17 protein-coding genes are annotated in these 24,926 nt (G+C 70.0%); 11 read left to right on the top strand and 6 right to left on the bottom strand.

Annotated features, from left to right (window positions below; genetic code table 11):
• The first annotated feature begins 18 nt into the window (after window positions 1-18).
• Window positions 19-1,407 (top strand): MFS transporter, encoded by a 1,389-nt coding sequence (locus AB5J54_RS15115; RefSeq protein WP_369144442.1) that lies wholly within the window; start codon window positions 19-21, stop codon window positions 1,405-1,407.
• On the opposite strand, the gene AB5J54_RS15120 is transcribed toward AB5J54_RS15115, so the two are convergent.
• The 3 genes from AB5J54_RS15120 to AB5J54_RS15130 form a co-directional block, all read right to left on the bottom strand.
• On the bottom strand, window positions 1,382-2,107 hold the full coding sequence (locus AB5J54_RS15120; protein ID WP_369144443.1) for a hypothetical protein: 726 nt from the start codon (window positions 2,105-2,107) through the stop codon (window positions 1,382-1,384). The two genes, AB5J54_RS15115 and AB5J54_RS15120, sit on opposite strands and share 26 nt — an antisense overlap.
• Before the next feature lie 193 nt (window positions 2,108-2,300).
• On the bottom strand, window positions 2,301-2,726 hold the full coding sequence (locus AB5J54_RS15125; protein ID WP_369144444.1) for a hypothetical protein: 426 nt from the start codon (window positions 2,724-2,726) through the stop codon (window positions 2,301-2,303).
• A gap of 163 nt (window positions 2,727-2,889) precedes the next feature.
• Window positions 2,890-3,708, bottom strand: coding sequence for a class E sortase (locus tag AB5J54_RS15130; protein WP_369144446.1), 819 nt, complete (start codon window positions 3,706-3,708; stop codon window positions 2,890-2,892).
• A gap of 63 nt (window positions 3,709-3,771) precedes the next feature.
• Here AB5J54_RS15130 and AB5J54_RS15135 point away from each other — a divergent pair, with 63 nt between their 5' ends.
• The 4 genes from AB5J54_RS15135 (at window position 3,772) to AB5J54_RS15150 (ending at window position 7,865) form a co-directional block, all read left to right on the top strand.
• Window positions 3,772-4,767, top strand: a complete 996-nt coding sequence (locus AB5J54_RS15135; protein WP_369144447.1) for a tetratricopeptide repeat protein — start codon at window positions 3,772-3,774, stop codon at window positions 4,765-4,767.
• A gap of 70 nt (window positions 4,768-4,837) precedes the next feature.
• Complete coding sequence (locus AB5J54_RS15140; protein ID WP_369149335.1) at window positions 4,838-5,269, top strand: very short patch repair endonuclease; 432 nt, start codon at window positions 4,838-4,840, stop codon at window positions 5,267-5,269.
• Window positions 5,262-6,248 (top strand): DNA cytosine methyltransferase, encoded by a 987-nt coding sequence (locus AB5J54_RS15145; protein ID WP_369144448.1) that lies wholly within the window; start codon window positions 5,262-5,264, stop codon window positions 6,246-6,248. The genes AB5J54_RS15140 and AB5J54_RS15145 overlap by 8 nt, the downstream gene beginning before the upstream one ends.
• A 45-nt stretch (window positions 6,249-6,293) precedes the next feature.
• Window positions 6,294-7,865: a DNA cytosine methyltransferase gene (locus AB5J54_RS15150; protein ID WP_369144449.1), complete on the top strand. Its 1,572-nt coding sequence runs from the start codon at window positions 6,294-6,296 to the stop codon at window positions 7,863-7,865.
• 9 nt (window positions 7,866-7,874) lie between these two features.
• On the opposite strand, the gene AB5J54_RS15155 is transcribed toward AB5J54_RS15150, so the two are convergent.
• Genes AB5J54_RS15155 through AB5J54_RS15165 form a run of 3 tightly spaced genes read right to left on the bottom strand, consistent with a single transcriptional unit; the run spans window position 7,875 to window position 11,878 of the window.
• Complete coding sequence (locus AB5J54_RS15155; protein WP_369144450.1) at window positions 7,875-8,738, bottom strand: DUF6339 family protein; 864 nt, start codon at window positions 8,736-8,738, stop codon at window positions 7,875-7,877.
• Entirely contained in the window at window positions 8,735-9,730 is a 996-nt protein-coding gene (locus AB5J54_RS15160; protein WP_369144451.1) for a hypothetical protein, read from the bottom strand. The genes AB5J54_RS15155 and AB5J54_RS15160 overlap by 4 nt, the downstream gene beginning before the upstream one ends.
• Window positions 9,731-9,733: 3 nt before the next feature.
• The gene (locus AB5J54_RS15165) at window positions 9,734-11,878 is read right to left on the bottom strand and encodes a helix-turn-helix domain-containing protein (RefSeq protein ID WP_369144452.1); all 2,145 of its coding nucleotides are present in this window, start codon (window positions 11,876-11,878) and stop codon (window positions 9,734-9,736) included.
• Window positions 11,879-12,483: 605 nt separating this feature from the next.
• Between AB5J54_RS15165 and AB5J54_RS15170 the strand changes: the two genes are divergently transcribed.
• The 6 genes from AB5J54_RS15170 (at window position 12,484) to AB5J54_RS15195 (ending at window position 24,872) form a co-directional block, all read left to right on the top strand.
• A complete protein-coding gene (locus AB5J54_RS15170; protein ID WP_369144453.1) occupies window positions 12,484-12,606 on the top strand; it encodes a hypothetical protein in 123 nt (40 codons plus the stop codon).
• A gap of 126 nt (window positions 12,607-12,732) precedes the next feature.
• Complete coding sequence (locus tag AB5J54_RS15175; protein WP_369144454.1) at window positions 12,733-17,490, top strand: DEAD/DEAH box helicase; 4,758 nt, start codon at window positions 12,733-12,735, stop codon at window positions 17,488-17,490.
• Window positions 17,487-19,391 carry a UvrD-helicase domain-containing protein gene (locus tag AB5J54_RS15180; protein ID WP_369144455.1) on the top strand — a complete coding sequence of 635 codons (1,905 nt, stop codon included), beginning with the start codon at window positions 17,487-17,489 and terminating at the stop codon, window positions 19,389-19,391. Before AB5J54_RS15175 ends, AB5J54_RS15180 begins: the two co-directional genes overlap by 4 nt.
• The gene (locus AB5J54_RS15185) at window positions 19,388-22,645 is read left to right on the top strand and encodes a helicase-related protein (protein ID WP_369144456.1); all 3,258 of its coding nucleotides are present in this window, start codon (window positions 19,388-19,390) and stop codon (window positions 22,643-22,645) included. Before AB5J54_RS15180 ends, AB5J54_RS15185 begins: the two co-directional genes overlap by 4 nt.
• Window positions 22,642-24,501 carry a DrmB family protein gene (gene drmB / locus AB5J54_RS15190; RefSeq protein ID WP_369144457.1) on the top strand — a complete coding sequence of 620 codons (1,860 nt, stop codon included), beginning with the start codon at window positions 22,642-22,644 and terminating at the stop codon, window positions 24,499-24,501. Before AB5J54_RS15185 ends, drmB begins: the two co-directional genes overlap by 4 nt.
• Before the next feature lie 68 nt (window positions 24,502-24,569).
• On the top strand, window positions 24,570-24,872 hold the full coding sequence (locus AB5J54_RS15195) for a hypothetical protein (RefSeq protein ID WP_369144458.1): 303 nt from the start codon (window positions 24,570-24,572) through the stop codon (window positions 24,870-24,872).
• Window positions 24,873-24,926 lie beyond the last annotated feature (54 nt).

The following is a 24,926-nucleotide window of genomic DNA, read 5'->3' on the forward strand; positions in this document are numbered from 1 at the left end:
CAGGTGGAGGTCCCTGCCATGCCCCAGCTCGCCACCACACCCCGGCGCGGGTCCCCCTCCGTCACCGGCCGGCCACGGGCGACCCTCGCCGTCACGGCCGCCGCCACCGCGGTGGCCCTGATGAACTACACGGCCCCGATGCTGACCCTCCCGGACATGGCCGCCGCCTTCGGAACCCCGGCCTCGGCGCAGGCCTGGCTGCTCAACGGCACCCCCCTCGGCCTCGCCGTCCTGCTCCTGGTGGCCGGCAGCCTCGCGGACGCGCACGGACGGCGCCGGGTCTTCCTCCTGGGCACGCTCACCCTCGGCCTCACCACCGCGCTCGGCGCCCTCGCCGGCTCGACGCTCACCTTCACCGCGGCCCGCATCGCACAGGGCGCGGCGAGCGCGGCCGTCCTGGCGGGCAGCCTGGGCCTGCTCGCCCACGCGTACCCGGCGGGCCGGGACCGGATCAGGGCCACCGGCATCTGGGGCGCGTCCGTCAGCGGCGGCATCGCCCTCGGCCCCCTCCTCGCGGGCGCGCTGAGCCTGGCCGACTGGCGCCTGGCGTACGGGACGCTGGGGGCGGCGGCGCTGGTGACGGGGGCGGCGGGAACGCGGACACTGGCCAAGGAGGGAAAGCTTCCCGCCGCCGAGGCACGCCCCGACATCGTGGGCGCACTCACCCTCGGCCTCGCGGTGGCGTCCCTGCTCACGGCCCTGACCCTGGGCAGGGACGGCTGGCTGCGGCCCCCGGTGGGCCTGCTGCTCCTCGCGGCCGCCGCCCTGATCGCCCTCTTCGTCGCGGTCGAGCACCGGAGCCGCAAGCCCATGATCGACCTGGCGCTGCTGCGGAGGCCGGCGTTCCTGGCGTCGACGCTCGGGGCGCTGTTCACGGGCCTGGCGGTGATCGGCCTGTTCAGCGTGGTGCCGGCACTGCTCCAGGGCGGGGCGGGGATGTCACCGCTGGGCTCGGCGCTGCTGTTCCTCCTCTGGTCGGGCACGGCGTTCGTGGCGGCGCTGCAGGCCCGCCGCCTCGCGGGCCGGCTCTCCGCCGCGTACCAACTGACCCTGGGCTTCGCCCTGTCGGCGGCGGGCGTCCTCGCCCTGCTCGGCGGACTCGAAGGCCCCTGGCCCCGCCTCCTCCCGGGCCTCCTGGTGGCGGGCGCGGGCAGCGGCCTCCTGAACGCGGCGCTGCCCCGGCTGGCAGTCGACTCCGTACCGCCGGAGCGGGCGGCGATGGGCTCGGGCGCCAACAACACCGCCCGCTACATCGGCTCCTCGGCGGGAGTGGCCCTGACGCTGGCCCTGGTGACGACGGGCCCGGACACGGCACTCCTGGTGTCGGCGGGCCTGGCAGTGACGGGCGGGGTGCTCACGCTCGTACTGGAAAGGTCGGGGTTCAGGGTACGGGCTGGGCGAAACTGACTCCGTAGCGCCGCTCGAGCGCGCGGATGCGGGAAGGCAGCGTCCGCCGCAGAGCGGCGATCTCGTCGGCGTGAGCAGCCTGGAAGGCCGTCCGGCGGCTGCCGAGCAGGGGATCCCGTACGGCCGCCACCGGGGCCATGCACACGGAGTACGCCGCCCCGAGCCTCCGGTCGGCGCGGGCGGCCTCGCTCGCATCCGCGATGCCCTGGACCGTGCGGTCGACCAGGGCGAAGAAGCCCTCCTGGCCGTCGACCTGGATGCCGTACCGGCCGAGACAGCCGGGGAGCCCCCGCAGGGCCTCGCGGGACCGCGGGTCGTCACGGACCGCGGAGACCTCGGGCCACCACTGCGACTGGAGCGGGCCGTAGAGGTCCTTGAACTCCTTGGCGACGGCACGGGCGTCCCGCTCGCAGCGCCGCTGCGCCTCGGGATCGTTCCGGCCGGCCGGAACCGGTGATCCGGCCTGCGGCACCGGGACGTTCAGGGTGAGGCCGTGACGCCCGATGAACTCCAGGTCGGGAAGGTCGGACCAGCCGATGTACGCGGGCGGGGGAACGTCCGGGAAGCCCACCCCCTGCCGCTGGACGCACTCGCGGAGCCGCGCGTGCCCGAGCGTCTGCGCGAAGCCGTCGAGCCCGCGGGTCAGCCGGGTGTCGGCACCGGTGGCGGGCAGGACCATGGCCGTGATGTCCTGCGGCACTCCCTTCCGGACACCGGGCGGCCGCGCGTCGCCCACCGGAAGGGAAAGGGGAGGGACGGAGGGAGGGGGCGCGGAGACCCCACAAGCAGCGAGAACGGCCGACAGGACGACAACGCCGAAAACGCCGACACCCGCGGCGACGACCCGCCTCATCAGCACCATGGCACCCACCCCTTCACCGACGACCGACGGATCAGTGGGTGATCTGCACGTTGTCGCCGCCGTCCAGGTAGCTGGCGACGCTGAACTGCGTACCCGCGGAGAGGTCGGTCACCAGCGTCATCGTCGAGTCGTTGATGCTGTGGTAGCCGTCCCACGCCTGGACGTAGCCCTTGGAACCGGTGACCCAGGTCCCGTCGGCCTTCCTGTAGCGGCCGCCGTAGTAGTCGAACGTGCGGCTGTTGGTGTTGTACGAGTAGGTCAGATTGAGGTCGAGACAGCCGCTCGACGCCTTGGTGGCGATCGTGCCCTGCTGGGCGTACCCGCCGGTGGTGATGCTGGTGACGATGCATCCCTGGGCCGACGCCGAGGCGGCCGGGGCGAGGGCCACGGAGGTGGCGGCGAGACCTGCCAGAGCGAGGGCGCCCGAGGTCAGCGTGATCGTACGGATACGACGCATGTCGTCACTCCTTGTGATTCGACGGATGGCTCCACGTTCGCCCGGTGGTGATCAGGACGCTGCCGGGCCGGATCGCATCCTTGCCGGAGGGAGACGGGATTCCGCCGTCCCAGCACCCGGAGGGGACGCCCGGGACACCCGGGACAGCTGGAACGGGCGGTCGCTAGCCCCGTGTCGAGACGAGCTTGGCCCAGACGACGAGCCGGTAGGTGCTGCTGAACTCGGGGGTGCAGGTGGTGAGGGTGAGGTAGGCGCCGGGGGCGTCGTACCCGTAGGAGGGCTTGACGAGGGACCGGGGCACGGCGCGAATGACCCCGACATCGCGGGGAGAGGTGGAGGAGAGCACGAGGTCGACGCGGTAGACGTAGGTACGCGCACGCGTACGCACGAGGACCTGATCCCCTCGCCCGAGCCGGTTGATGTACCGGAAGGGCTCGCCGTGGGTGTTCCGATGCCCGGCGAGAGCGAAGTTCCCGACACGCCCCGGCCCGGCGGTGCCGGGGTAGTGCCCGGCGTACCCCTTGTCGAGGACGGACCGCTTGGAGACGCCTTCGGCGACGGGGACGGTGAGCCCGAGCCGGGGAATACGGAGAACGGCGAAGGCGGAGGAGGGGGCGGGGGTGGTCCGGGGACGGCCGACGGCGGGCGAGGAAGAGGGCGACGCCTCAACTTCAAGAGGCGCATCAGCCGGATCGGGCACAGCCGCCGACACATCGGGCACAGCATCCGCATCCACACCAGGCACGACATCAGCGCCAGGGGGAGAGATGTCCCACTCCCGCTCCAGGACGCGCACCTGGTCGAGGGCCTCGGCGCGGGCCTCCCGGTTGGTCCACCAGAGCTGATGGACGACAAGAAGCAGGACGAGAACCCCGCAGGTGACGACGGTCTCGGCGGCCAGCCACAGCGCGCGGGCGCTCGTACGAGATCGTCCTCCCGTCTGGACGACGACCGGCACCCGCTCCCGCACCCTGGCCCGCACGCGGGGCACGATAAGCGCTGAGGCGCCAACTCTCCAGGCCCGTACAGCAGTACGGTGGAGGGCATGCGCCCCGACACGCCTGCCGCCCACACCACCGAAGCCGAGCGTCTGCTGCGCACGGCAGCGCAGTACCCGGGAGACCGGGAGCCGCTGTACCTCCAGGCCGCGGCCCACCGGGAACTGGCGGGAGACCGCGCAGGCGCCACGGCCCTGTACGACGAGCTCCTCACGGGGGAGCCGGCGAACCCGCACCTGATCAGGGCGCTGAAGGCGGCGAACCTGTGGGAGTACGGGCACGAGGCGGAGGCGCGGGCGATCATCGAGGGCGTGCGGCGTGCGAAGCCCACGGACGCGGCGCCCTGGCAGATCACAGCGGAAACGCTGGAAGCACACGACGAGCTGGAGGCGGCGGAGTCGACCCTGACGGAAGCGGCGACGCTCCTGACGGGCCCGGAAGAACTCCCCCACGCAACCCAATCGCTCCTCACCACCCGCCACCGCATCCGCCGCATGCTGGCACGGGACCACGACGCCTGGGACGAGCAGGCGGACCGCCTGCACACGGGCACGGTGGCGCTGGACGAACTGCACGACCCGAAGCGCCTGTGGTCGCTGGGCTCCTCGGACCCGGCGGAACTCCAGGCGGAGATCACCCGCCTCCGCTCGGAACTGGGCACGTACCGCACGGCCCTCTCGCGCCCGTTCCCGGTGGCGGTCCTCCACTGGCCGGAACCGGAACTGGACGAACTGCTCGCGGCCTACCCGGAACTGGAAGCCGAGTACCCCACGTACCGGGCCCACCTGACGGACATCGAAGCGTCCCTCCGCGAACTGGCCGCGGCCGGCACCCCGAACCTGGGCATCGTCCGCGCCACGGTCCCCTCCTACGAAGCCTTCGCCGCCTCGGAATCCACCCCACCCTCCAACGCCGACCTCCTCCCCCAATACGCCACCACCCTGGCAGCCCGAGCCCGAGCAACGACCTGGCCCCCGGCCCGGAGCGCGCACTGCTGGTGCGGCTCGGTCCGGACGTACGGGGAGTGCCACGGGGCGGAGTGACGCACCGGACCTCCGGCAGAATGCAGATGTGACCGAAGCCGTCCCGTCCTCCCCTGCCGTCTCGGCCCGCATGAGCAGGCAGGCCAGCAAGGACACCGCCGCCGAGCTCGCGGTCCGTCGCCTGCTCCATGCAGCCGGCCTGCGCTACCGCGTCGAGTTCCCCGTGCCGGGAATGCCTCGACGGCGGATCGATGTCGCCTTCACCTCTGTCAAGGTGGCCGTGCTGATCGACGGCTGCTTCTGGCACGGCTGCCCCGAGCACGCCACGCAGCCGAAGGCGAACGCCGAGTGGTGGCGACAGAAGCTCGACCGCAACATGGCGCGGGACAGAGAGACGACCGAGCACCTGGAGGCCCAGGGATGGGTGGTCCTGCGTTTCTGGGAGCACGTGCCGGCCGGCGAGGTCGCCACGACCGTAAGGGCGACGGTGGACGGGGAGCGCCTGAAGCGCATCGCCCCGAAACACGGCCTCCGGAAGAGCGGGCAGGCGACGGATGAGTGATCGACTTCGCTTCGTCGACCTGTGCTCCGGCGCCGGTGGGTTGGCGTCGGGGCTGGAGAGCGCGGGCTTCTCGCCCGTCCTTCTCCTCGACGAGAAAACTCAGGCGTGCGAGACCCTGCTCGCCAACAGGCCGCAGTGGAACGTGGTGTGTGGGGACCTGATCGATTTCCTTCCGGACGAGCACCCGGAGACCTTCGACGTCGATCTCCTGTCGGCCGGTCTGCCACGCGTGAAGGCCTCGGCAGCCGTGGGTCGCGCCGACAGCGATCAAGAACTTCGGCTGCTCACCGCCACGATCTATCTCGTCCACTCGATCCAGCCGCGCGCCCTGCTGTTGGAGAACCTGCCCGCGCTCGTCGACTCCCCGACGTACGCCGGCATTCGCGATTTCGTCCGGGCCGAACTCACCCATCTCGGTTATCGGCTGCACTGGTTCGTGCTCAACGCGGCGGACTTCGGGGTGCCGCAGGAACGCCGGCAGGGCGTTCTCGTGGCGCTCAAGGAACCGTGGTCCGACGCTTTCGCGCCGCCCGAGCCCACGGTGGACGAGCCCGTCACCGTGGGCCGGGTGCTGCTGCCGTCCATGAGGGCCCGGGGCTGGCGTGACGCCGAGGCGTGGGCGGCCCAGGCATCGGCCGTGGCTCCGACCTTGGTCGGGGGCTCGGAGAACCGTGGTGGTGCGGACCTCGGCCCGTCCGGTACGAAGCGGGCCTGGGCGCGCATGGGGGTGAACGCCGGCTCGTTGGCGGACGAAGTGCCTGGGCCGGAGTATGTGTGGCCACGCTCGGACGACCCCGCGCAGATGGTGAAGATCACAGTGGACCAGGCAGCCCTCTTGCAGTCGTTTCCCCCGGAGTGGCGGATCACAGGCCGAAAGACGTCCCGGTACCGACAGATCGGCCACGCCACGCCCCCACCGGTGGGCAGGGAGCTCGGCACGGCCATAGCGACCGCTCTGCGCTCTGTCCACAGGGTGTAGACGAGGCGCCCTGCGCACCTCCGCCGCCGGCTAGACTTCGGGCCCATGAGTCACGTCGAAACGCAACAACCGTCACCGGCGAAGTTCCGCATTCTGGACCTCTTCGCAGGCCCCGGTGGGCTCGATGTGGCTGCGCATGTCCTCGGGCACGAGGTGACCGGCATCGAGTGGGATGCCGGAGCGTGTGCGACCCGCGCCAAGGCGGGGATGGACACCTTCCAGGGCGATGTGCGGCGGTACCGTGCCGCCTTCTTCCCCCATGCACAGGTGCTGACCGGTGGGCCGCCGTGCCAGACCTTCACCGTCGCCGGGCACGGCGCGGGCCGCAGGGCGCTGGACGATGTGCTCCGGTACATCGATCGCCTGCACACGGCCGTACGCAACACCGCAGGTCATCCCGACCCGCTGTCGGCCTGGACACAGGTCTTCCGCACCTGGCGGCAGATCCACGAGGAACTTCGGCGCAAGGAGGTCGAGGCCAGGGCGGTCAAGGCCGAGAAGCGCGCGGTGGAACTGTCCAGGACCGAGAAGCGCAAGGCCATGCGAAATCGGCTCGAGGAACTGGGTAGCTCGCCGGAGGAGGCGAAGCTGCTCCTGAAGCAGCTCAAGGTGCCTCAGAGCCTCGCATTCCGGGATGCCGAGCTCGCCGGTCTGTTCAAGGAGTTCGGCGATCTGGCCGGCACGCTCGAGAAGCTGAAGGTCAGGCTCGAGGAGCTGGGCGACGAGCGGACGGGGCTCGTCCTGCAGCCCCTGTGGTGGGTCATCGAGCGGAGCAGGCGGCCCGGCGCGACAGCCTACGAAGCCGTCGTCCTGGAGCAGGTGCCGGCGGTGATGCGGGTCTGGGAGGAGTACGCCGCCGTGTTCGACACTCTCGGATACCGGACCCGGACGCAGTTCCTGCACACCGAGGCCTTCGGCGTTCCCCAGACCCGACGGCGCGCGGTGCTGATGGCCAGGCTCGACGGATCCAGCCGCGATCCCCTTCCGCAGGTGGAGGAGACGCACGAGCTGTATCACCGCGGCGCTTCCCGCACCCGGCCGAAGGCCGACCACACCGACGCACTGCCTCTGGACGACACCGGGAACGAGAACCGACGGCCCCGGAAGAAGCCTGCGAAGTGGATCTCCATGGAGGCCGCGCTGAAGGACGCCCAGGAGTTCTCGGGCGGCCAGGTGCGCCTCCGTCCTCCGTTCACCGTCGTCTCCAACTATGGGACCGGCGGCGTGCCGGAGGCTCGTGGTCGGCGTGACCACGACACACCGTCCGCAACAATCACCGGAAAGGTGTCGCGGAACCGCGTGGTCCACCAGGGCACCGACACGGACCTCGACGACGAGCTCGACCGTTTCAACAATGCCGAGGCCGGAGTGCTGCAGACGTTCCCCGCCGCATACCCGTGGGACGGCAACGATGTGTCTCAGCAGATCGGCAACGCGGTGCCCCCACGGCTCGCCCTGCACGTGCTGCGCCACGTGCTCGAACCCGACCTCGGCGAGAGGGAGGTCGAGGACAGGTTGGAGGAGGGCATCAAAAAGCTGGTGGCCTGGAAGCCCGAGCGGACGGTGAAACTCCTCAAGCACCGCGGTCTGGAGGGTCACCCGCTCACCGGCAGGTGACCCTCCGGCTCAGACCTGCGCCGTCCGCCCTCTGACCGGAGCCGTCTCGAACAGATCCGCGAAGAGATCAGTGAGTGCTGCCACCGATGCCTCCGGGACGGGCTCCTCGTCGGGCCCGTCCGGCAGGGAGTGCCGCGGAACCGAGGGCGCTGTCTCCGCCTCCGCGACCCACCGACGCAACACCTCGGGGTCGCGCGGCTCGTCGGGAGCCAACGCGTCGTAGACGAGAGTCGCCCCGGCGGCGTTGATCGCCGACATGAGACCCTCGATCTCACGGCCGGTGGTGGCGATCCCCCGCCCCAGGACGCGGACCAGGGCCTGGGCTGTGGGCCGGTGATCGATGAGATCCCGCCGTAGGGCGGAGTGGATCAGGTCCTGGTTGGCACAGGCCGCCACCACGGGGGAGTAATCGTTCCCGTTGCGGAACATCTCCGCCGCCCACCACAGCCGCGAGAAGCACTGGCGATCGACAGCGCCCTTGAACCGCTCCGGGTTGATCTTCGATGTGCCCGCAGAGAGGTGCCGCCACGCCACGTAGTCCGGGGCGACGGCCAGGGCGAGATGGGCCCACAGCCTTCGGTCCGCCGCCTCCCGCCGCGTGAGCCGGAGGGTCGCGTGGAGACGGGGTGCCAACCAGGCGTCGGCCTGCGTCCTGTTGTCACGGAATCCGTGACGCGCGTCCTCCACGAGTTCCCTGAGCTGTTCGACCTCCCAGCGGGGATCTTCCTCCGGCAGCGGTTCGACGACCTTGGCGAGGTCCACTCCCCCGTGGCCCTCGACCCCGTTGAGCAGGTCCTCGGTGAGGAAAGGCTCGGCCGCCGAGGCGGAGAGCAGGCCGAGCCGCGGAGGGAGGTGGTGCGGTTTCTCGATCATGCCTTGTCCCCTCGGTTCAGTTGCTGCAGCCCGCGCAGGGCGTTGGCGAGCGCCTTGCTCGCGCCGGCACGCCTCACGGCCGCGTAGTGGATACGGGTCTGGAGCTCCACCCATCCCGCGTCGCCGGTGCGCCGCCGGTGGACCCGACGAAGCGCCTCCTCCACGTGGACGCCCGGCACGACGTCGGGGAGCATCTCGCGCAGCACCTCGCCCTGCCAGTCGGTGGGGAAGATCGGCGAGCCGTCGGGTTCCACCTCCAGGTCGCCCACGGAACTGTGGAACACCGCGGTCCAGACGTCGGTGGCCATCTGCGCGACGAGCATCTCGTGGACCTTGCTCTCGAGACCTCCGCTCTCGGCGCCCAGCAGGTCGGAGAAGCCCTCGATGTCTCCGTTGATCAGGACCGTGGGCAGCCGTCCCGAGGCATCCACGATCCATGGTGCGTCGGAGTAGGGGCGCAGCCATTCCCGTGAGCTCTTCGAGAAGCTGACCTGCTTCACGTCGAGGCGCAGGCCGCCGAGCGGCTCCTCCGCCACGACGTCGACGGTCCAGTCCTCGTCGGTCTCCGCGATCGACCTGCCGGACACACCGTCGACCGTGGCGACGGCCAGGGCCGCGAGCGTGGCGCGACCGACATGGTCGTCACGGAACACCTCGACGGCCCCGGACCACTCCTTGCTCCCCGGGGCGTCCTGCCGGAGGTCGACGGCGGTGCGCACGTTCGTCTCGCCATCGGTCAGGACCGCCAGGACGCGCAGCTCGGTCCACGGGGCGTCTTCGGAGTCGACACCCGGCGGCAGCGTGGCGGACAGGCCGATCCTGGCCGAAACCCAGTCGTCGTGCTGCGCCACGCCCAGAGCGACGGTCCGCTGCTGTGTGGAGAACGCCGACGTGTCCAGATGGTCGCGGTTTCCGTCGGGCAGTCTGAGCGCGGCGGAGGTGACCCGAAGGGTGATCGGGCGGACGACTCGCTTGTACGGGTAGAACTTCATGGCTCACTCCCCCTTGCCGGCGCGCAGTTCGAGCACGAGCCGTGTGAGCGCGGTACGGACCGGATGGCTGGTGACGTCGGTGGAGCCCTGGAACACGGCACGCCGGGCGCCGGGCGAGAAGCGGAGCACACCGTTCTCGACCTCACAGCCGTCCACGGCCACGAGCTCCGCCCAGTCGAGCCTGGGGCGACTGCCCGACCTCACATCGAGCAGGACCGTCGGAGTCATGGCGGGAAGCTCGTCGGCACGCGGAAGCTTCACCTCGGCGGTGATGCGCCACTCGCCCGCCTCGCCGATCGAGGCTTCCAGACTGTCCAGCTCCGGCAAGCCCGGCCCCGCCGGGCGCCGGGGCGTCGCGGTCTTGCGGGGAACGGTGAGTGCCTTCCGCAGCTTCGTGCCCCCTTCGCCGACGGAGCGTCTCGGCTTGGCGACCAGCTCCTTCACCGCCGAGTTGACCTCGGTGGTGAGCCTGCTGATGCGGTGGTGGGCGGTGTGCGACCAGCGCAGGGTCAGCTCCTCCGTCTGTCCCCAACGGTCGTGCTCGGGCGGCTCGGCCGCGCGCAGGAAGTCCTCGGCCTCATCGACGAACGGAACCGAATCCCCGGCCGCGTGCCCCGTGAGGAGAACGGCCTGGAAGGCGTTGACGCCGAGGGGCAGTCCGGCGACCCCGGACTTCTTGATGGTCATCCTGTTGCCGCGCAGCGAGTGGACCTGGTTGGGGACGCCGTCCGCGTCCTCGGCGTCCGTGACCAGGAGCACGGCCTGGTGTGTGCCGAGGGTGCCGCGGCGCCCGCCCGCGAGAGGCAGCTTGAACGGGACCGTGCGGAGGGCGACCTGACCGGCTTCCGTGAGCCGGTCCACGGTCGTTCCTTCGTAGAAGGCACGCAGCGCCCTGGTGCGGGACGGTTGGGTGACGACGGGGTCGACCTTCTCCTCCTCGACGACGACCTCGCCGTTGCGCAGGGTGCGCACCGAGGTCTCCAGGAGAGGGAGGTGGTTTCCGCCACCGGTCATCGCGGCCCAGAAGTCCCGTCCCAGCGCCTCGACCAACCGGCGGTGCATGGCGCGGACGTCCCGGGTCCCGTCGTCATCGGCACCGTCCTCCTCGTCGGAGTCGATGTCGGCGGTGCTCTGGTCGAGGCTGGCCACGTCATGGGCACCGACGATGAGGAAGGAGGTGCCGGGTTCGTCGCTGTCGCGGGTGAGGTGCAGACTCGCGACCGTCTCCTCGTCCGCCCACCAGGAGCGGGCCACCTGCGCACCCGGGCTGTCCGGGTCGGGGCGCCCCAGCCACGCCGGGCCGGCGTACACCTCCCCGTCGACGGAACGCCAGGGCAGCTCCAGTCGACCGATGACACGACGCTCGGTCCGCCCCTCGTGGGGGACGGAGAGCGTGGAGTTGATGAGGACCATGCCGAGCGCGCTGGTCGCCCAGAGTGTCGCCTTGCCGAGGCCGTAGGAACCACCCGCGCCGCGACCGGACTTGAGGCTCTCCAGCTGTCGACGGACGACGGCAGCGAACTTGCCGTCGTCGTAGTCGTCCCCGGTGAGGCCGGAGGCGTTGTAGTCGTCGATACGGAGAAGGACGAGGCGCCCCTTCTCGAACATGTCGCGCACACCGGCGTCCACGACGCGGCCGACCTTCTGGTGGGAGGCGGCCTGCGAGACGGACGAGTAGTGGGGGTGGAGGTCGTCCCAGAGGATCGCCTTGCGGAAGGCGTCCAGCATTCCGCCGGTGAGTTCGTGGATGGTGTACCGCACACGCACAGGGCGACCGTTCTCGACCAGTCGCTCGTCGAGGCTGTTCTGGCACGTCTCCCGGGCGAGCACCTGGACGTCGGCGTCGAAGGCGAAGGCGGCGGCATTGCCGCCGTCGCGCCCGCCGTCGTGGTAGCCGGGCCGGTGGTACCAGGTGACGGGAAGCCCGACCTGGGTGTCGGTGGTGCGCGTGTGCACCGTCCCGAGGTCCGTCCCGAGGGCCTTGGCGATCTCCACCATGACGGTCGGGCGCGGGACCGATCGCTTGGTGATCCACGCCGAGACCGCGGCCCGGGTCAGTCCCAACTCTTCGGCCAGTTCCGCCTGGGACCTGCCAGCGAGCCTGAGTTGACGGGCCAACCAGGGCCCGAACTCCTCGCCTGTCTCCACGCGACCACCCCACTCCTGTCTGTGACTACGGACAGGAGCAGGCTAATTTGACGAAGAAGATCGCGTCAATCAGAACTTGACATCTTCAGCCATCGAAGAGTCTTTACAGTCTCGACCGAATTGCATCTATTTACGCCGCCTTGCCCGTTTTGCAATCGCCTGTGCGACCACTCGATACGGAATCCGAAATTCCATTGATGAAGAAATCGCGAATCGCCTGGCACCCTCCGCGGGATTCCCCTACCTTGGAGGAGTTGGAAAAGGCGATCCCATCCGGAAAGCCTCCGACGAGAACACGGGGAGAACTCTACCCTTTTCCTCCCCGCCACTCCGTGGACGCGCGCCCGAAAGGACCCCACAAGAAGCTCCTTCGACGGACCGGCGCGACCGGACAGAATTCCTCTGATATTTTCCTCGTCCCACTCGTATCGGCTGTCACCCGTGACCGCCCGAGTGGCGATGCAACGTGCCGGAAAACGCTTAGAACAAGGGTTTGGTGATTCACCGTGGATGATTCTTCGGGGGCGGCGGATTCATACGGATTCGCCCATTGTTCGGCCGCTTCGAGCGGCCGGGAGTTAAGCTCCGTCCAGCTGGCTTGGAGCATGGTGTCCACCGATGTGGAACGGAAGCAGGTCGCCGACGACTTCGGAACGACGGAAGAGGAGCTCAGGGAAGTCCACGGCCTCGACGTCGAACGGTACGGAACCGCCGACCACGGCGGCTGACACCGGCCTGTGCACCACTGTGCGACGGGCCGGCCTTGTGCGGGTCCCGACAGCTCGGGACCCGCACAAGGCCGGCCCGTCGGAGGCCCTTCCCGACCTTCCTCGATTCCAGGAGCCGCAGAAAAGATGTCGCCCACCAAATCCCAGGTCGTCGATACCGTTCTCGACCAGTCGGAACGTGTCCTGCAGACCTATGCGGTCGACCCCGGCCTCATTCCGGAGCACGCCAACAGCGAGCGTCGGATCACCCAGGGCGGGTACGGCGATCGCCAGCTGTTCGAACTCGTGCAGAACGCGGCCGACGAAATCGCGTCCCAGCCCGGCGGTACCGCCCACGTCGTCCTCACTAACACCCACCTCTACTGCGCCAATGAGGGCTCTCCTGTCACCCCCGAGGGCGCGGAGACAATTCTGCGGATGAGCATGTCGCGGAAACGAGGCGGTCAGATCGGCCGCTTCGGGGTCGGCGTGAAATCAGTGCTCGTCGTCACCGACACCCCGCAGTTCTTCAGCAGCACCGGTTCCTTCGGGTTCGACCGCGAGTGGGCCCACGAGCGGATCCGCTCGGTGCCGGGCGTGACGGACCGTCTGGGGGAGAACTTCGAAGCACCGGTGCTGCGCATGGCGCGCCCCCTCGACATGGCTGCCGAACGTGCCCAGGACCCCGTTCTCGACGAGCTGCTCGAATGGGCCGTCACCGTCGTGCGCCTGCCGCTGCTCCCCGGTGCCGCAGACAAGCTGGCCCAGGACATGCATGGCGGGCGCAAGGGCGCCGGGGCGTCCCGCGAGGAGTTCCCGGTCGGCTTCCAACTCCTCTCCCCACACGTGGCGAAGGTCGTCCTCGAAGACCGCAGGCCTCGGCCGGTCGCCCGTCGTGTCCTGACCACCGAGCAGGAAGGCGACCTGCACACCGTGGCGGAGGAGCGGACGGGGAAGCCCACCACCACCGCCCGATGGCGGGTCTTCTCCGTGACCCACGAGCCGGGGCCGGCGGCCCGGGCCGACGCCGGTGAGCTGCACGACCGTCTCGCGCTCGACCTCGCCTGGGCCGTGCCGGCGCTGGAGCGGGATACGGAGAGCGGACTGTACATCTCCCCCCGGTCCCGCGGCCGTGGACGCTTCTGGTCGTTCTTCCCGACCAAGTACGAGATGTCTCTCAGCGGCATCCTCAACGGCGCATGGAAGACGAACGAGGACCGACAGAACCTCCTCGACTCGTCCGCCTTCAACGAGGAGATGGTCAAGGTCTCGGCGGCTCTGGTCGTCGACGCGCTCCCCCGGCTCGCCCCCGCCGAGGACCCTGCCGCCTATCTCCCGCTGCTGCCGGGACGCGCGAAGGAGGCCATCAGCTGGGCGGACGAGTCCCTCACCCGGGAGATCTGGGAACGGACCGCGGTCCGACCGTCGTTGCCCGACCAGGACGGGGTGCTCCGCGTGCCCACGGAACTGCGGGTGCACCCCCGCCTCGACAAGGACCAGAAGCGCCTCACCGGATGGCTCCGCATGTGGCACGAGTGCCCCGGTCGCCCCGCGGACTGGCTGCATCCCAACGCCGAGGCCGACCTCCTGCGCTCCGGCAAGGTGGAGCACATACTCTCGGCGGCCGAGCACAAGCGCACGGACGTGCGCACCTGGCTGGAGGCGCTCGTCGAGTGCGGCACTGCCGAAGCATCCGCAGTGGCGATCCGCATCCTTGCGGAGATGATCGAGATCAGGTCACCGTACGCCGAGGAGGCCCGCAGGGCCCGCATCGTGCTCACCGAGGAACACGGCCTCGTCGCCCCCGTCCCGGGCCGCGTCTTCCGACGCGCCGACGAGGGAGGGCTGCGGGAGACCCTCGTGTACGTGGTCGGCGACATCGCCCAGGATCCGTCGCTCGCCCACGCACTCGATGTCCTCGGCATCCGGGAGGCGGACGCCGAAGGGCGGTTCTTCAGCGTCCTCGATCAGGGCTTCGACGGGTACGGGGACACCGAGTGGGAGCGATTCTGGGAGCTGTTCCGTCGGGCGGGCGGACGCCGACTGGCCCACAGAGTGCTGGAGAGGGTCCCGGGCGCCCGCGAGACGCTGCGCGTACGCACCGCGGACGGCAGGTTCCGGCCCGTGCGCGACTGCATGCTTCCGGGGCCGGTCGTCGACCCGCAGCGTGACCCGAGCATCGCCGTCGACATGGGCTTCCACTCCGACGACGTGCCCTTCTTCTCGGAGATCGGCCTGCGCGCGCTGCCTTCGACCTCGGTGCGACCGGACGGCGAGGAATGGTTCGAGGAGTACCGGGAGGCAGTCCACTCGGCCTATCTGCGGTCCCTGGACGACCACGCCCCGCGCCCCTCCATCGGTCGGATGAAGGTGGAGGGCTCCGCCGTCGGCGGTCCCCTGTACCTCTTCCGATCGCTCTCGGAGGAGTCCCGCGCGGCCTTCCTGAAGGCGCTGCCGGACGACGCCGTCGTGGACAACTGGACCCGCCAGATCGGTGCGCAGACGAGTACGCGGCAGGCCGTTGCGTCGCCGATCCGCTGGCTGTTCAGGAAGTACGGGACGGTCGCCACCTCCCAGGGGATCAAGCCGCTGAGGGAAGCGGTCGGCCCTCAGCTGGCCGCCTATCGCGATGTGCTGCCGGTCGCCGAGATCTCGCCGGAGAAGGCCCGGAAGCTGCGCCTGCCGACCACGGTCGAGGAAGTCCCGTCCGCGCGTTGGGAGAACCTTCTCACCGAAGTGGCCCGGAGCGAGGACGACACCTTCGTGGGAGCCACCTACGTGATGCTGACCCGGTTCGGCGCGGACTTCCCCGAGGACTCGTTGACCCGTTGCCGCATCGGTGACGCGTGGGGCGATCGACCGGACGAGGAGATCACCGTCGCGGTCGGTCCGACCGAGTACCGGGCGCTGCGCGCCGAACAGCTTCCCGCGCTGCTGGTGCCGAGCGCGGCGGACGCCGAGTTGATGGTCGAGAAGTGGGGCATGCTCCGCTACGCCGACGTGATCAGCAAGGAGACCCGTGAGGTCCCGGACGGTGACCCCGTGGCTCTGGTCGAGTTGTACCCCGCCCTTCGCCAGCGGCTCAACAGCACCCACCGGAACAGCCTGGTGCAGCGGTGCACCGAACTGGAGGAGGTGACCCGCACCCCCAACGGCACCAAGCCTCGCCAGCTGGACGCGGTGCGCCAGGGCAGCACGGTGAAGGTCCGTGTCCCGGTGGACCCCGAACCGATGCTGCGGCTGATCGACCGTGAACTGGAGTTGGGACTCGGTGCGGCCGGTTGCAGGGCGGTTCTGGAGCACCAGGAACGCATGGCCCGGGACAGCGAGACGAGGGCGGCGCTCAGGGCCGTACGCGACGCCGAGGACGTCGTCTCGAAGATCGAGCTCCTGATCGGCGCCGAGGCCCTGCGGTCAGGGCTGCCCGAAGGCCTGATGGAAGCCGAGCTGCAGGAGAGCGACGGTACGGAGCCGTCCCCGCACCGGATCGCCCAGATGGCCTTCAACGCACACGGCGACGGAGTGCTCCAGCAGCACGCCCGGGACATTCAGGCCACATTTCCCAACGCCCCGGTCGCCTACGGCGGTTCGTCGGCGGCCATCGCCTTCGTCTCCGACCTGCGACTCCCGGTGACCTTCGCCGGTTCCAGGACCCCGTCGCCGCCCGCGTTCGAGACCGTGGACGGCCCCAGGGACTTCCCCCGCCTCCACGACTACCAGGAGGACCTGGTCCGCAACATCAGCACGCTGCTCGACCGGCTGGCCCCGCAGCGCGCCATGCTGTCGTTGCCCACCGGCGCCGGCAAGACCCGGGTCACGGCGGAAGCCGTGATCCGATGGGTCAAGCAGGTGGGTGACCTGCAGGGTCCGCTGCTGTGGATCGCGCAGACCGAGGAGCTGTGCGAGCAGGCCGTTCAGAGCTGGAAGTTCGTCTGGAACAAGGTGGGTGCGGAACGACCGCTCACCATCAGCCGGTTGTGGAGCACCAACGAGGTCGGGGACGTCGTCGACCATCCGCATCTCGTCGTCGCCACGGACGCCAAACTGGAGCGCTGCCTGGACACCGAGGCGTACGACTGGCTGCGGCAGGCCGCCCTGGTGATCGTGGACGAGGCCCACACCGCCGTCTCCAAGCGGTACACGGGAATCCTGGGGCAGTTGGGTCTCACCCAGTACGAGACGAAGCGCCACCTGTTGGGCCTGACGGCCACCCCGTTCCGCAACACCAACGAGGAGGAGACCGACCGGCTGGTCAAGCGCTTCGGCAACAAGCGGCTCGACGAGGGCGTGTTCCCGTCCGGCGATCCGTACCGGGACCTCCAGGAATGGGGCATGCTCGCACAGGTCGAGCACCGCACCCTGGAAGGCGGCCGGATCGAACTGACCCGTGAGGAGAAGGCGCAGGCGGACCGGATGGCCACGCTCGCGCGCGCCGCCGAGCAGCGGCTCGCCGACGACCACACCCGCAGCCGCCGCATCGTCGACGAGGTGGTCGCCCTCCCGGAGGACTGGCCGACCCTGCTCTTCGCCACCTCCGTGGACCACGCCAAGTACCTGGCAGCCATGCTCAACGACCGCGGTGTCCCGGCCGCGGCCGTGGACTCGACGACCAGCGCCCAGGACCGTCGGCGGCGCATCGAGGAGTTCCGTGCGGGACGCATCCGCGTCCTCACCAACTACGGCGTCCTCACCCAGGGGTTCGACGCTCCCGCGACCCGCGTCGTGGTGGTGGCCCGCCCGGTCTACAGCACCAACGTCTACCAGCAGATGATCGGTCGTGGCCTGCGCGGCCCCAGGAACGGCGGCAAGGACACCTGCCTGATCCTCAACGTCAGCGACAACATCGAGAACTTCGACACCCAACTCGCGTTCAACCAGTTCGAGCACCTCTGGAGCCGCAAGTGACCGACACCTACCTCGACAGTCCCCCGCTCACCGACGAGCAGCGGGCCGTGGTCGAGCAGCCCTGGGACGCCCGTGTGCTGGTCACGGCCGGGGCAGGAGCAGGCAAGACGCACACCTTGGTGCGTCGGCTCGACGCACTGTGCGGGCACGAGGACCCGGAGGAGGCTCTGGAGGCTGCCGAGATCCTTGTCCTCACCTTCTCCCGGGCAGCGGCACGTGAGCTGCGGGAGCGGATCACCCGGCACGGGGAGCGAGCCCGTCGAGTCCGGGCGCAGACCTTCGACGCCTGGGCCTACGGGGTGCTCCGGCAGGCCCATCCGGACGGCGAGTGGGGCTCGGTCGGCTTCGAAGGGCGGATCGCGGCCGCGGCACAGGCTATCGAGAAGGGAGCGCTGGAGGCAGGCGACGCCGTTCCGCCCGCCCACGTCGTGATCGACGAGGTCCAGGACCTGTTGGGGGCCCGCCGTGAGCTGGTGGAGACCCTTCTGGACCGGTATCAGGACAGTTGCGGGTTCACCGTCGTCGGTGATGCCGCCCAGACCGTGTACGGCTTCCAGATCGAGGACTTGGCCGAGCGCATCGACGAGACCGGTCGGTTCTTCGACTGGCTGCGCTGTTCGTTCCCCGACGACCTGGTCGAGCTGCAGCTCACACAGAACTTCCGGGCCGCCACCCCCGAGGCCGGGGCGGCACTGGCGTACGGGCCGCGGCTGCAGCAGCTCGCCGACACGGACCTGGCGGCGACACTGTACGAGGAGCTGCGCGAGCTGCTGCTGGAACCTGCGAACGGAGTGGGCGACCTCACCGATCCGTTGACGCTGGACGGTCTGCGGAACCTCTCCGACACCTGCGCGATCCTCACCCGGGACAATCGACAGGCCCTGGTGGTGTCCGATCTCCTCCACCAGCACGGCATCGCCCACCGGCTGCGACGTCCCCTCGAGGACCGGCCGGTCCCGTACTGGGTGGCCGAGTTGTTGCGCCGTACCGAGGCCGGCAGCCTCACCGAGGACCGCTTCCGTGCCCTGCTGGACGAGATCTCTCTGCCGTTCGAGCCGAATGCGACCGCCCTGTGGTCGGTGCTGCGACGTGCCGCACGCGGGACCGGCCGCAACGCACTCGACCTCGAGCGTCTGCGCCGCTCCGTCGCGGACGGTCGGTTCCCCGACGAGGCGGCCGACCCGGAGACCTCGCGCATCGTCGTCACCACCGTGCACCGGGCCAAGGGGCTCGAGTTCGACCGCGTCATCGTCCTGACCCCACCGACGGTGGCCGAACTTCGCAAGCAGTACAAGGACGAGCTGGACCTGCCCGCCGAGGCCCGAGCCCTCTACGTGGCGATGACGCGCGCCCGCCAGGACCTCTACCACGTGCACTCCCCCCGGTTGCCGGTCCTGAGGCGCGCGGAGGGCAGAAGGAACGGCCGCAGGTACGTGGGTGGGTGGCGGTCGTACGACAGGTACGGAATCGTCTCCGAGGCCGGGGACGTCGACCGGAACGATCCGCCGGGCCACGAGACCGACGCCGTCACGACGCAGGCGTACCTCCTGAGGCGGGTTCTCCCCGGGCACGAGGTGGTGCTGCGCAGGCGCCACGGCCTTCCGGCGGGAGAACACCAGAGCCCGCCCTACGCCCTCGTGCACGACGGGTGCGAGATCGGTGAGGCCTCCCGGACGTTCCGCGAGGAGCTGTTCCAGGTGCAGAAGGTGAATCGGACCTGGGACCCCTGGTGGCCCGACGAGATCCACGGCATACGGATCGACACCCTGGAGACCGTGACGGGCAGCACCGCTGCCGGCGCCAACGCCGGCCTCGGCGACCGAGGAGTGTGGATCGCGCCCCAGATCACCGGCATCGGTGGATACCGCCGGGCCGACGACAACGAGGAGATGACCGCATGACGCACGTGGCAGGCCGTCACGCCGAGCACTACCGGGTCCGGGACGAGGAACTCCTGACGGGGCTGCGTCGTGAACTCCTCGGTCCCTCCCCCGACGCCCCGCCGGACGAGCGGGACGAGGTCCTCCTCCAGGACGCCCCGATCGACCGCTACCTCACCGGGGTCCTGTACCCGAGGTCCTCGAACGCCGCCGCTGAGGACCGGATGCGTGAGGACGAGGAGGAGCATGCCGGCTCGGACAGCGCACCGATGCGGTCCCGGGACGACGTGGAGGAGTCGGGCACCGCGGACGAGATCGGCGCCGCCGGGTCCCGCCGCCCGTCCTCGATGGGACTCACCTTCGCGGTCGATCCGATCCTGAGCCCCACGATCATGATCCAGGCCCGCGCCGCGGTCTACGAGCCCACCGACGCGGACGGTAGCCCCGTCCCGGCCCGCCGCGCCGAGGCCCGAACCACCTCCGACCAGCAGGAACAGTGGCGACGCAAGGTGCTCGCACTGCCGGAGATCCCGGTCGACGTGACCTCGCCGAACCCGGCTCTGCGGGTCGAGCTCGGCCACGGCGCGGCACTCCGCGTCAACGTCCGTCGCCCCGACGCGACCACCGGCACGGTCACGATCACGGTCACGCTGGTGAACACACAGCGCATCGGCGAGTACGACCTCCAGGACGCGGCATCGCTCTTCCAGTGCGGACTCACCGTCCGCGCGGCCGACGGCTCCAGCGCGTTCGTCGTGCGCCCGGCGCCGGTCGCCGCCCACGACCCCGAGGTCGCCACCAGCCGGTTGCTCCACCGCCACGCCCCGACCTTCGCCGTCGGTCACGGCTGCGCCGCCGCATGGGACTGGGCACCGCCACCGATCGGGATGACGGAGTCCGTGGACGCCGCCGTGCCCGAAGTGCGCAGCGAGTTCGTGCCCAGCGTCGAAGTGCTGCTCACCGACTCCAACCCGGAGATCGACAGCTCCGCCCTGTCCATGCTCGGTCTCGCCGAGGGCTCGGACGCCGACGTCCTGGATGCTCTGAAGGCGCTCGCCGCAGGCTACGAGCACTGGATCGACCGCAAGGAGGCGGAGGCAGCCGCCCTCGCCGGCACGCCTCACGCGAAGCCGGCCCTCGCCCAGGTCGAATCCTGTCGGGAAGCACTCGGAAGGATCCGGGAGGGCATCGAGCTCCTCGGCGACGAACCGGACGTGATGCGGGCCTTCAGGCTCGCGAACCGAGCCATGGCCGAACAGCGGGCCCGTAGCGCCTGGGTCAAGGCCGGCCGGGTCGGTCTCCCCGACCCGACCGCCGGCAGCTGGCGTCCCTTCCAGATCGCGTTCGTACTGCTCTGCCTCGCCGGCATCGACGATCCCGGGCACCACGACCGAGCCGTCGCGGACCTGCTGTGGTTCCCGACCGGTGGTGGCAAGACCGAGGCCTACCTCGGTCTGATCGCGTTCACCGCGTTCCTGCGTCGCATCCGGCGCGGCACGGACGGCGGCGGCGTCACCGTACTGATGCGCTACACGCTGCGGCTGCTCACGCTTCAGCAGTTCGAACGAGCCGCGATCCTGGTCTGCGCCATGGAGGTGCTGCGCCGAGACCTGCCCGACGAGCTGGGCACCGAGGAGTTCTCCATCGGGATGTGGGTGGGGCGCTCTGCCACGCCCAACACCCTCGAGGAGGCGGAGGCGAAACTCGCCGAACTCCGCAAGGACCTCGACAAACGCCTGGCCACCAAGAACCCGGTTCAACTGCATGCCTGCTCATGGTGCGGAACGCGCCTGGACGCCCGCGACTACGAGGTCGAGCCGGACGACAGGCGGATGTACGTCCGCTGCCCCGGCTCCGGCTGCGACTTCTCCGACGGTCTGCCGGTCCACCTGATCGACGAGGCCGTCTACGACGCCCGCCCGACCCTGGTGATCGCCACCGTCGACAAATTCGCCTCGATGCCGTGGCGTCCGGCCACCGCGGCTCTCTTCAATCGGGACGGGCAGACCGACCGCACTCCGCCCCCCGAACTGATCGTCCAGGACGAGCTCCACCTGATCTCGGGCCCGCTCGGGACGCTCACCGGCCTCTACGAGACCGCGGTGGACGCCCTCGCCGACAGGCCCAAGGTGATCGCCTCCACCGCGACCATCCGTCGAGCCGCGACGCAGGGCCTCAACCTCTTCGATCGTGACGTGCGCCAGTTCCCGCCCGCCGGCCTGGACTCCCGTGACTCGTGGTTCGCGGTGGAGACGCCACGCGAGGACAAGGCGAGCCGGCGCTACGTGGGTCTCCTCGCCCCCGCCACCAGCCAGTCCACCCTTCTCATCCGCACGTACGCCACCCTCATGCACCGTGCGCAGCAGGCGCGCACCGAGGACGAGGTCCGCGACGCCTACTGGAGCCTCGTCGGCTACTTCAACAGCCTTCGGCTGCTCTCCGCCGCGGAGCTCCAGGTCCATGACGACGTCGTCGCCTATCTGGAACTGCTCGCCGAGCGGGAAGGAGTGGAGGTCCGCTCCGCCGTCAACTACTCGGAACTGACGAGCCGGGTCGACGCCAGTGACATCCCCACCCGTCTCAAGGGCATCGAGAAGAAGCTCCCGGACGCGGACACCGTGGACGTCCTGCTCGCGACCAACATGATCGCGGTCGGCGTCGACGTGGACCGGCTTGGGCTGATGGCCGTGATGGGCCAGCCGCAGACCACGGCCGAGTACATCCAGGCCACCAGCCGTGTCGGCCGCGCCCATCCGGGCCTCGTCGCCGTCATGCTCAACGCGACACGGTCCCGGGACCGTTCGCACTACGAGAACTTCCTCCACTTCCACTCCGCCCTGTACAGGGAGGTGGAGTCCACGTCCGTCACTCCCTTCTCCTCCCGGGCACGCGAACGCGGGCTGCACGCCGTGATCGTCGCCCTCGCACGCATCCTCATTCCGGAGGCCCGTCCCAACGACGCCGCCGGGCGGGTCGAGTCCTACGAGCACAGGCTCCGTACGGAGATCAAGAACGTTCTCGTCGAGCGCGTCGCCCACATCGACCCGGAGGAGTCCCGGGCCGTCTCCCGCGCCTTCGACGAGTTCGTCGAGTGGTGGTGTGCAGAGGCCGACGTCCATGGCGGCCTGCTCTTCGAACCGAAGAGGGGCGACCGCACACCGTCTCTCCTGAAGTCGTACGACGACGAGTCCGAGGGCGCCGAGGCCTGGCCCACCCTGTGGAGCCTGCGCGATGTCGACGCCGAGTCCGCCCTGTTCATGGAGGCATCCCGATGACCCCTCCCCCCGCACGCCGTCGCCGCACCGGCACGGACGGTCGCGCTCCCGCCCACAACCTGCTCCGCCGAGGCGCGGTCCGCCGCTCCCAGATGATCACGACGTACGGAGTCGGATCGCTGATCGCCGTCGACCACGAGTCATTCGTCGTCTCCGGCCTGGACGGAGCCGACACCCACTGGAACTCCGACGAATCTCCCAAGATCCACGAGCGCCGGCTCGCCCGCCTCCTCGGCGTCCAGCACTTCCGGCTGCCTCCGGCGTCCGACGAGGCCAGCAAGGACGGGGTCCGGGTGCGCCGCTTCCCCCTGATGCAGTCCTGCCCCGAATGCAATGAACTGCGTCGACACCGCGATTTCAACCCGCCCCCCGGCAGAAGCATCTGCGGCACGTGCGAAGCCGACCTGGTCCCCTCCCGCTTCGTGATCGCCTGCGAGGGCGGACACCTCGACGAGTTCCCCTACTGGCACTGGGTCCACCGCACCTCCGGTTCCGGGTCGATCACGGCCGGCCAGTGCGGAGGAACCCTCAAGCTGCGCACCTCGGGGCGCAGCTCCTCCCTCCGGTCCATCGTCGTCTCGTGCACCTGTGGTGTCCCGGAGGTCTCGATGGAGGGCTCCTTCCGCAGGAACGCCCTGAAGGACCTCGGACTGCGCTGCCGCGGCACCCGTCCGTGGCTCGGTACGTCCGTACCCGCGGAGTCCTGCGGCTTCACCGCCCGCACCCTCCAGCGAGGTTCGTCCGCAGTGTGGCAACCGGTGCTGAAGTCGGCGCTCTCCATCCCGCCCTGGAGCGACGGCCGTGCCGACCCGCTCGCCGAGCATTGGGAGCAGCTCCGCGATCTCAACGGACGCGAAGAGGTGGAGATGTGCCTCAAGTTCGTCTTCAAGGACGAGATCCCGGTGCCTGTCGACGAGGTCATGGCACTCCTGGACGCCGAACGGGAGGAGGATCCCGACGGCGAGGAGACGCCTGCTTTCGACCACCGGTACCGCGCCCTGCGCCACAAGGAGTACGAGCGCCTCCGCGCCGGCAACGACGAACGCGAGCATTCCCGCGACGAGCAGTTCGTCTGCGAGACCCCGCTCGGGGATCCGGCCGACCTGCATCCTCTCGGGGTCACCGGACCCATGCTGGTGAAGAAGCTTCGTGAGGTCCGCGCTCTCAAGGCGTTCACCCGACTCGCCGACCTCGACGCGACGACCGAGGGGAGGGAAGCCGCGCTCTCGACGTCCGAACTGACCTGGCTGCCCGCCATGGAGGTCCGTGGCGAAGGCGTTTTCGCCCGATTGGACGACACCCGCCTCGACGAGTGGGAGCGCTCGACCGCCGTGGCAGCACGCGTCGAGCGCATGCGGACCGCGCACGAGAGGCTCATCCAGCAACGCGCGGCCGACCCGACCCGGGTCCCGGCCTCTCCTGCCACCCCTCGAATGGTGCTGCTCCACACCCTGGCCCATGTGCTCATCAACGAATGGAGCCTCGACGCCGGCTACCCTGCCGCCGCACTTCGCGAGCGTCTCTACGCCGACGGCGACATGTCGGGCATGCTCATCTACACGGCCACCAGCGACTCGGCGGGCAGCCTCGGGGGGCTCGTCGCCCAGGGCGAACCGGACCGGCTCGCCCACACGATCCGCGCCGCCGTACGCCGTGCGGAGTGGTGCTCCTCCGATCCGCTGTGCGTCGAGTCCGAGGCATCGGGCACAGGCGGCACGAACCTCGCCGCCTGCCACGCCTGTGTGATGCTCCCGGAGACGAGCTGTGAGCACAACAACCTGCTCCTGGACCGCGCACTGCTCGTGGGGACCCCGGAGGAACCACAGATCGGCTTCTTCGCACACCTGCAGACCTGACGTCCGACCGTGCGGTCTGTCTCGTTAGGCTCGTACGAAGAGACATCGATTCGACCCGAGGTGACACCATGCCCCGCATCTCCTCCCCCGCCATAGCCGCCGCCGGGCTCGTCGGTGGTTACGCCGTTGCTCGGTGGACCAAGAAGCGGCCCCTTGGGGGTGTCGTGCTCGCTGCCGCCGGTGGCGTGGCCGCTCGGGAGTGGCAGCAGGTCGGTGGGGCCAAGGCTTCTGTGGGGCTGACGGCCGGATACGTCGCCGCCTTCGCCGGGTCCCATCCGCTCGCGAAGAAGATCGGGGCCTGGCCCGCCGTGTTCTCCGTCGCCGGGGCGATGGCCGTCGCCTCTTGGGCCGTCACCCGCGGGAAGGGCTGAGCCACTCCGCCGTCACCCGCGGGAAGGGCTGAGCCCCACTCCGCCATCACCCGC

The organism is Streptomyces sp. R44, from assembly GCF_041053105.1.
GTDB lineage: Bacteria > Actinomycetota > Actinomycetes > Streptomycetales > Streptomycetaceae > Streptomyces.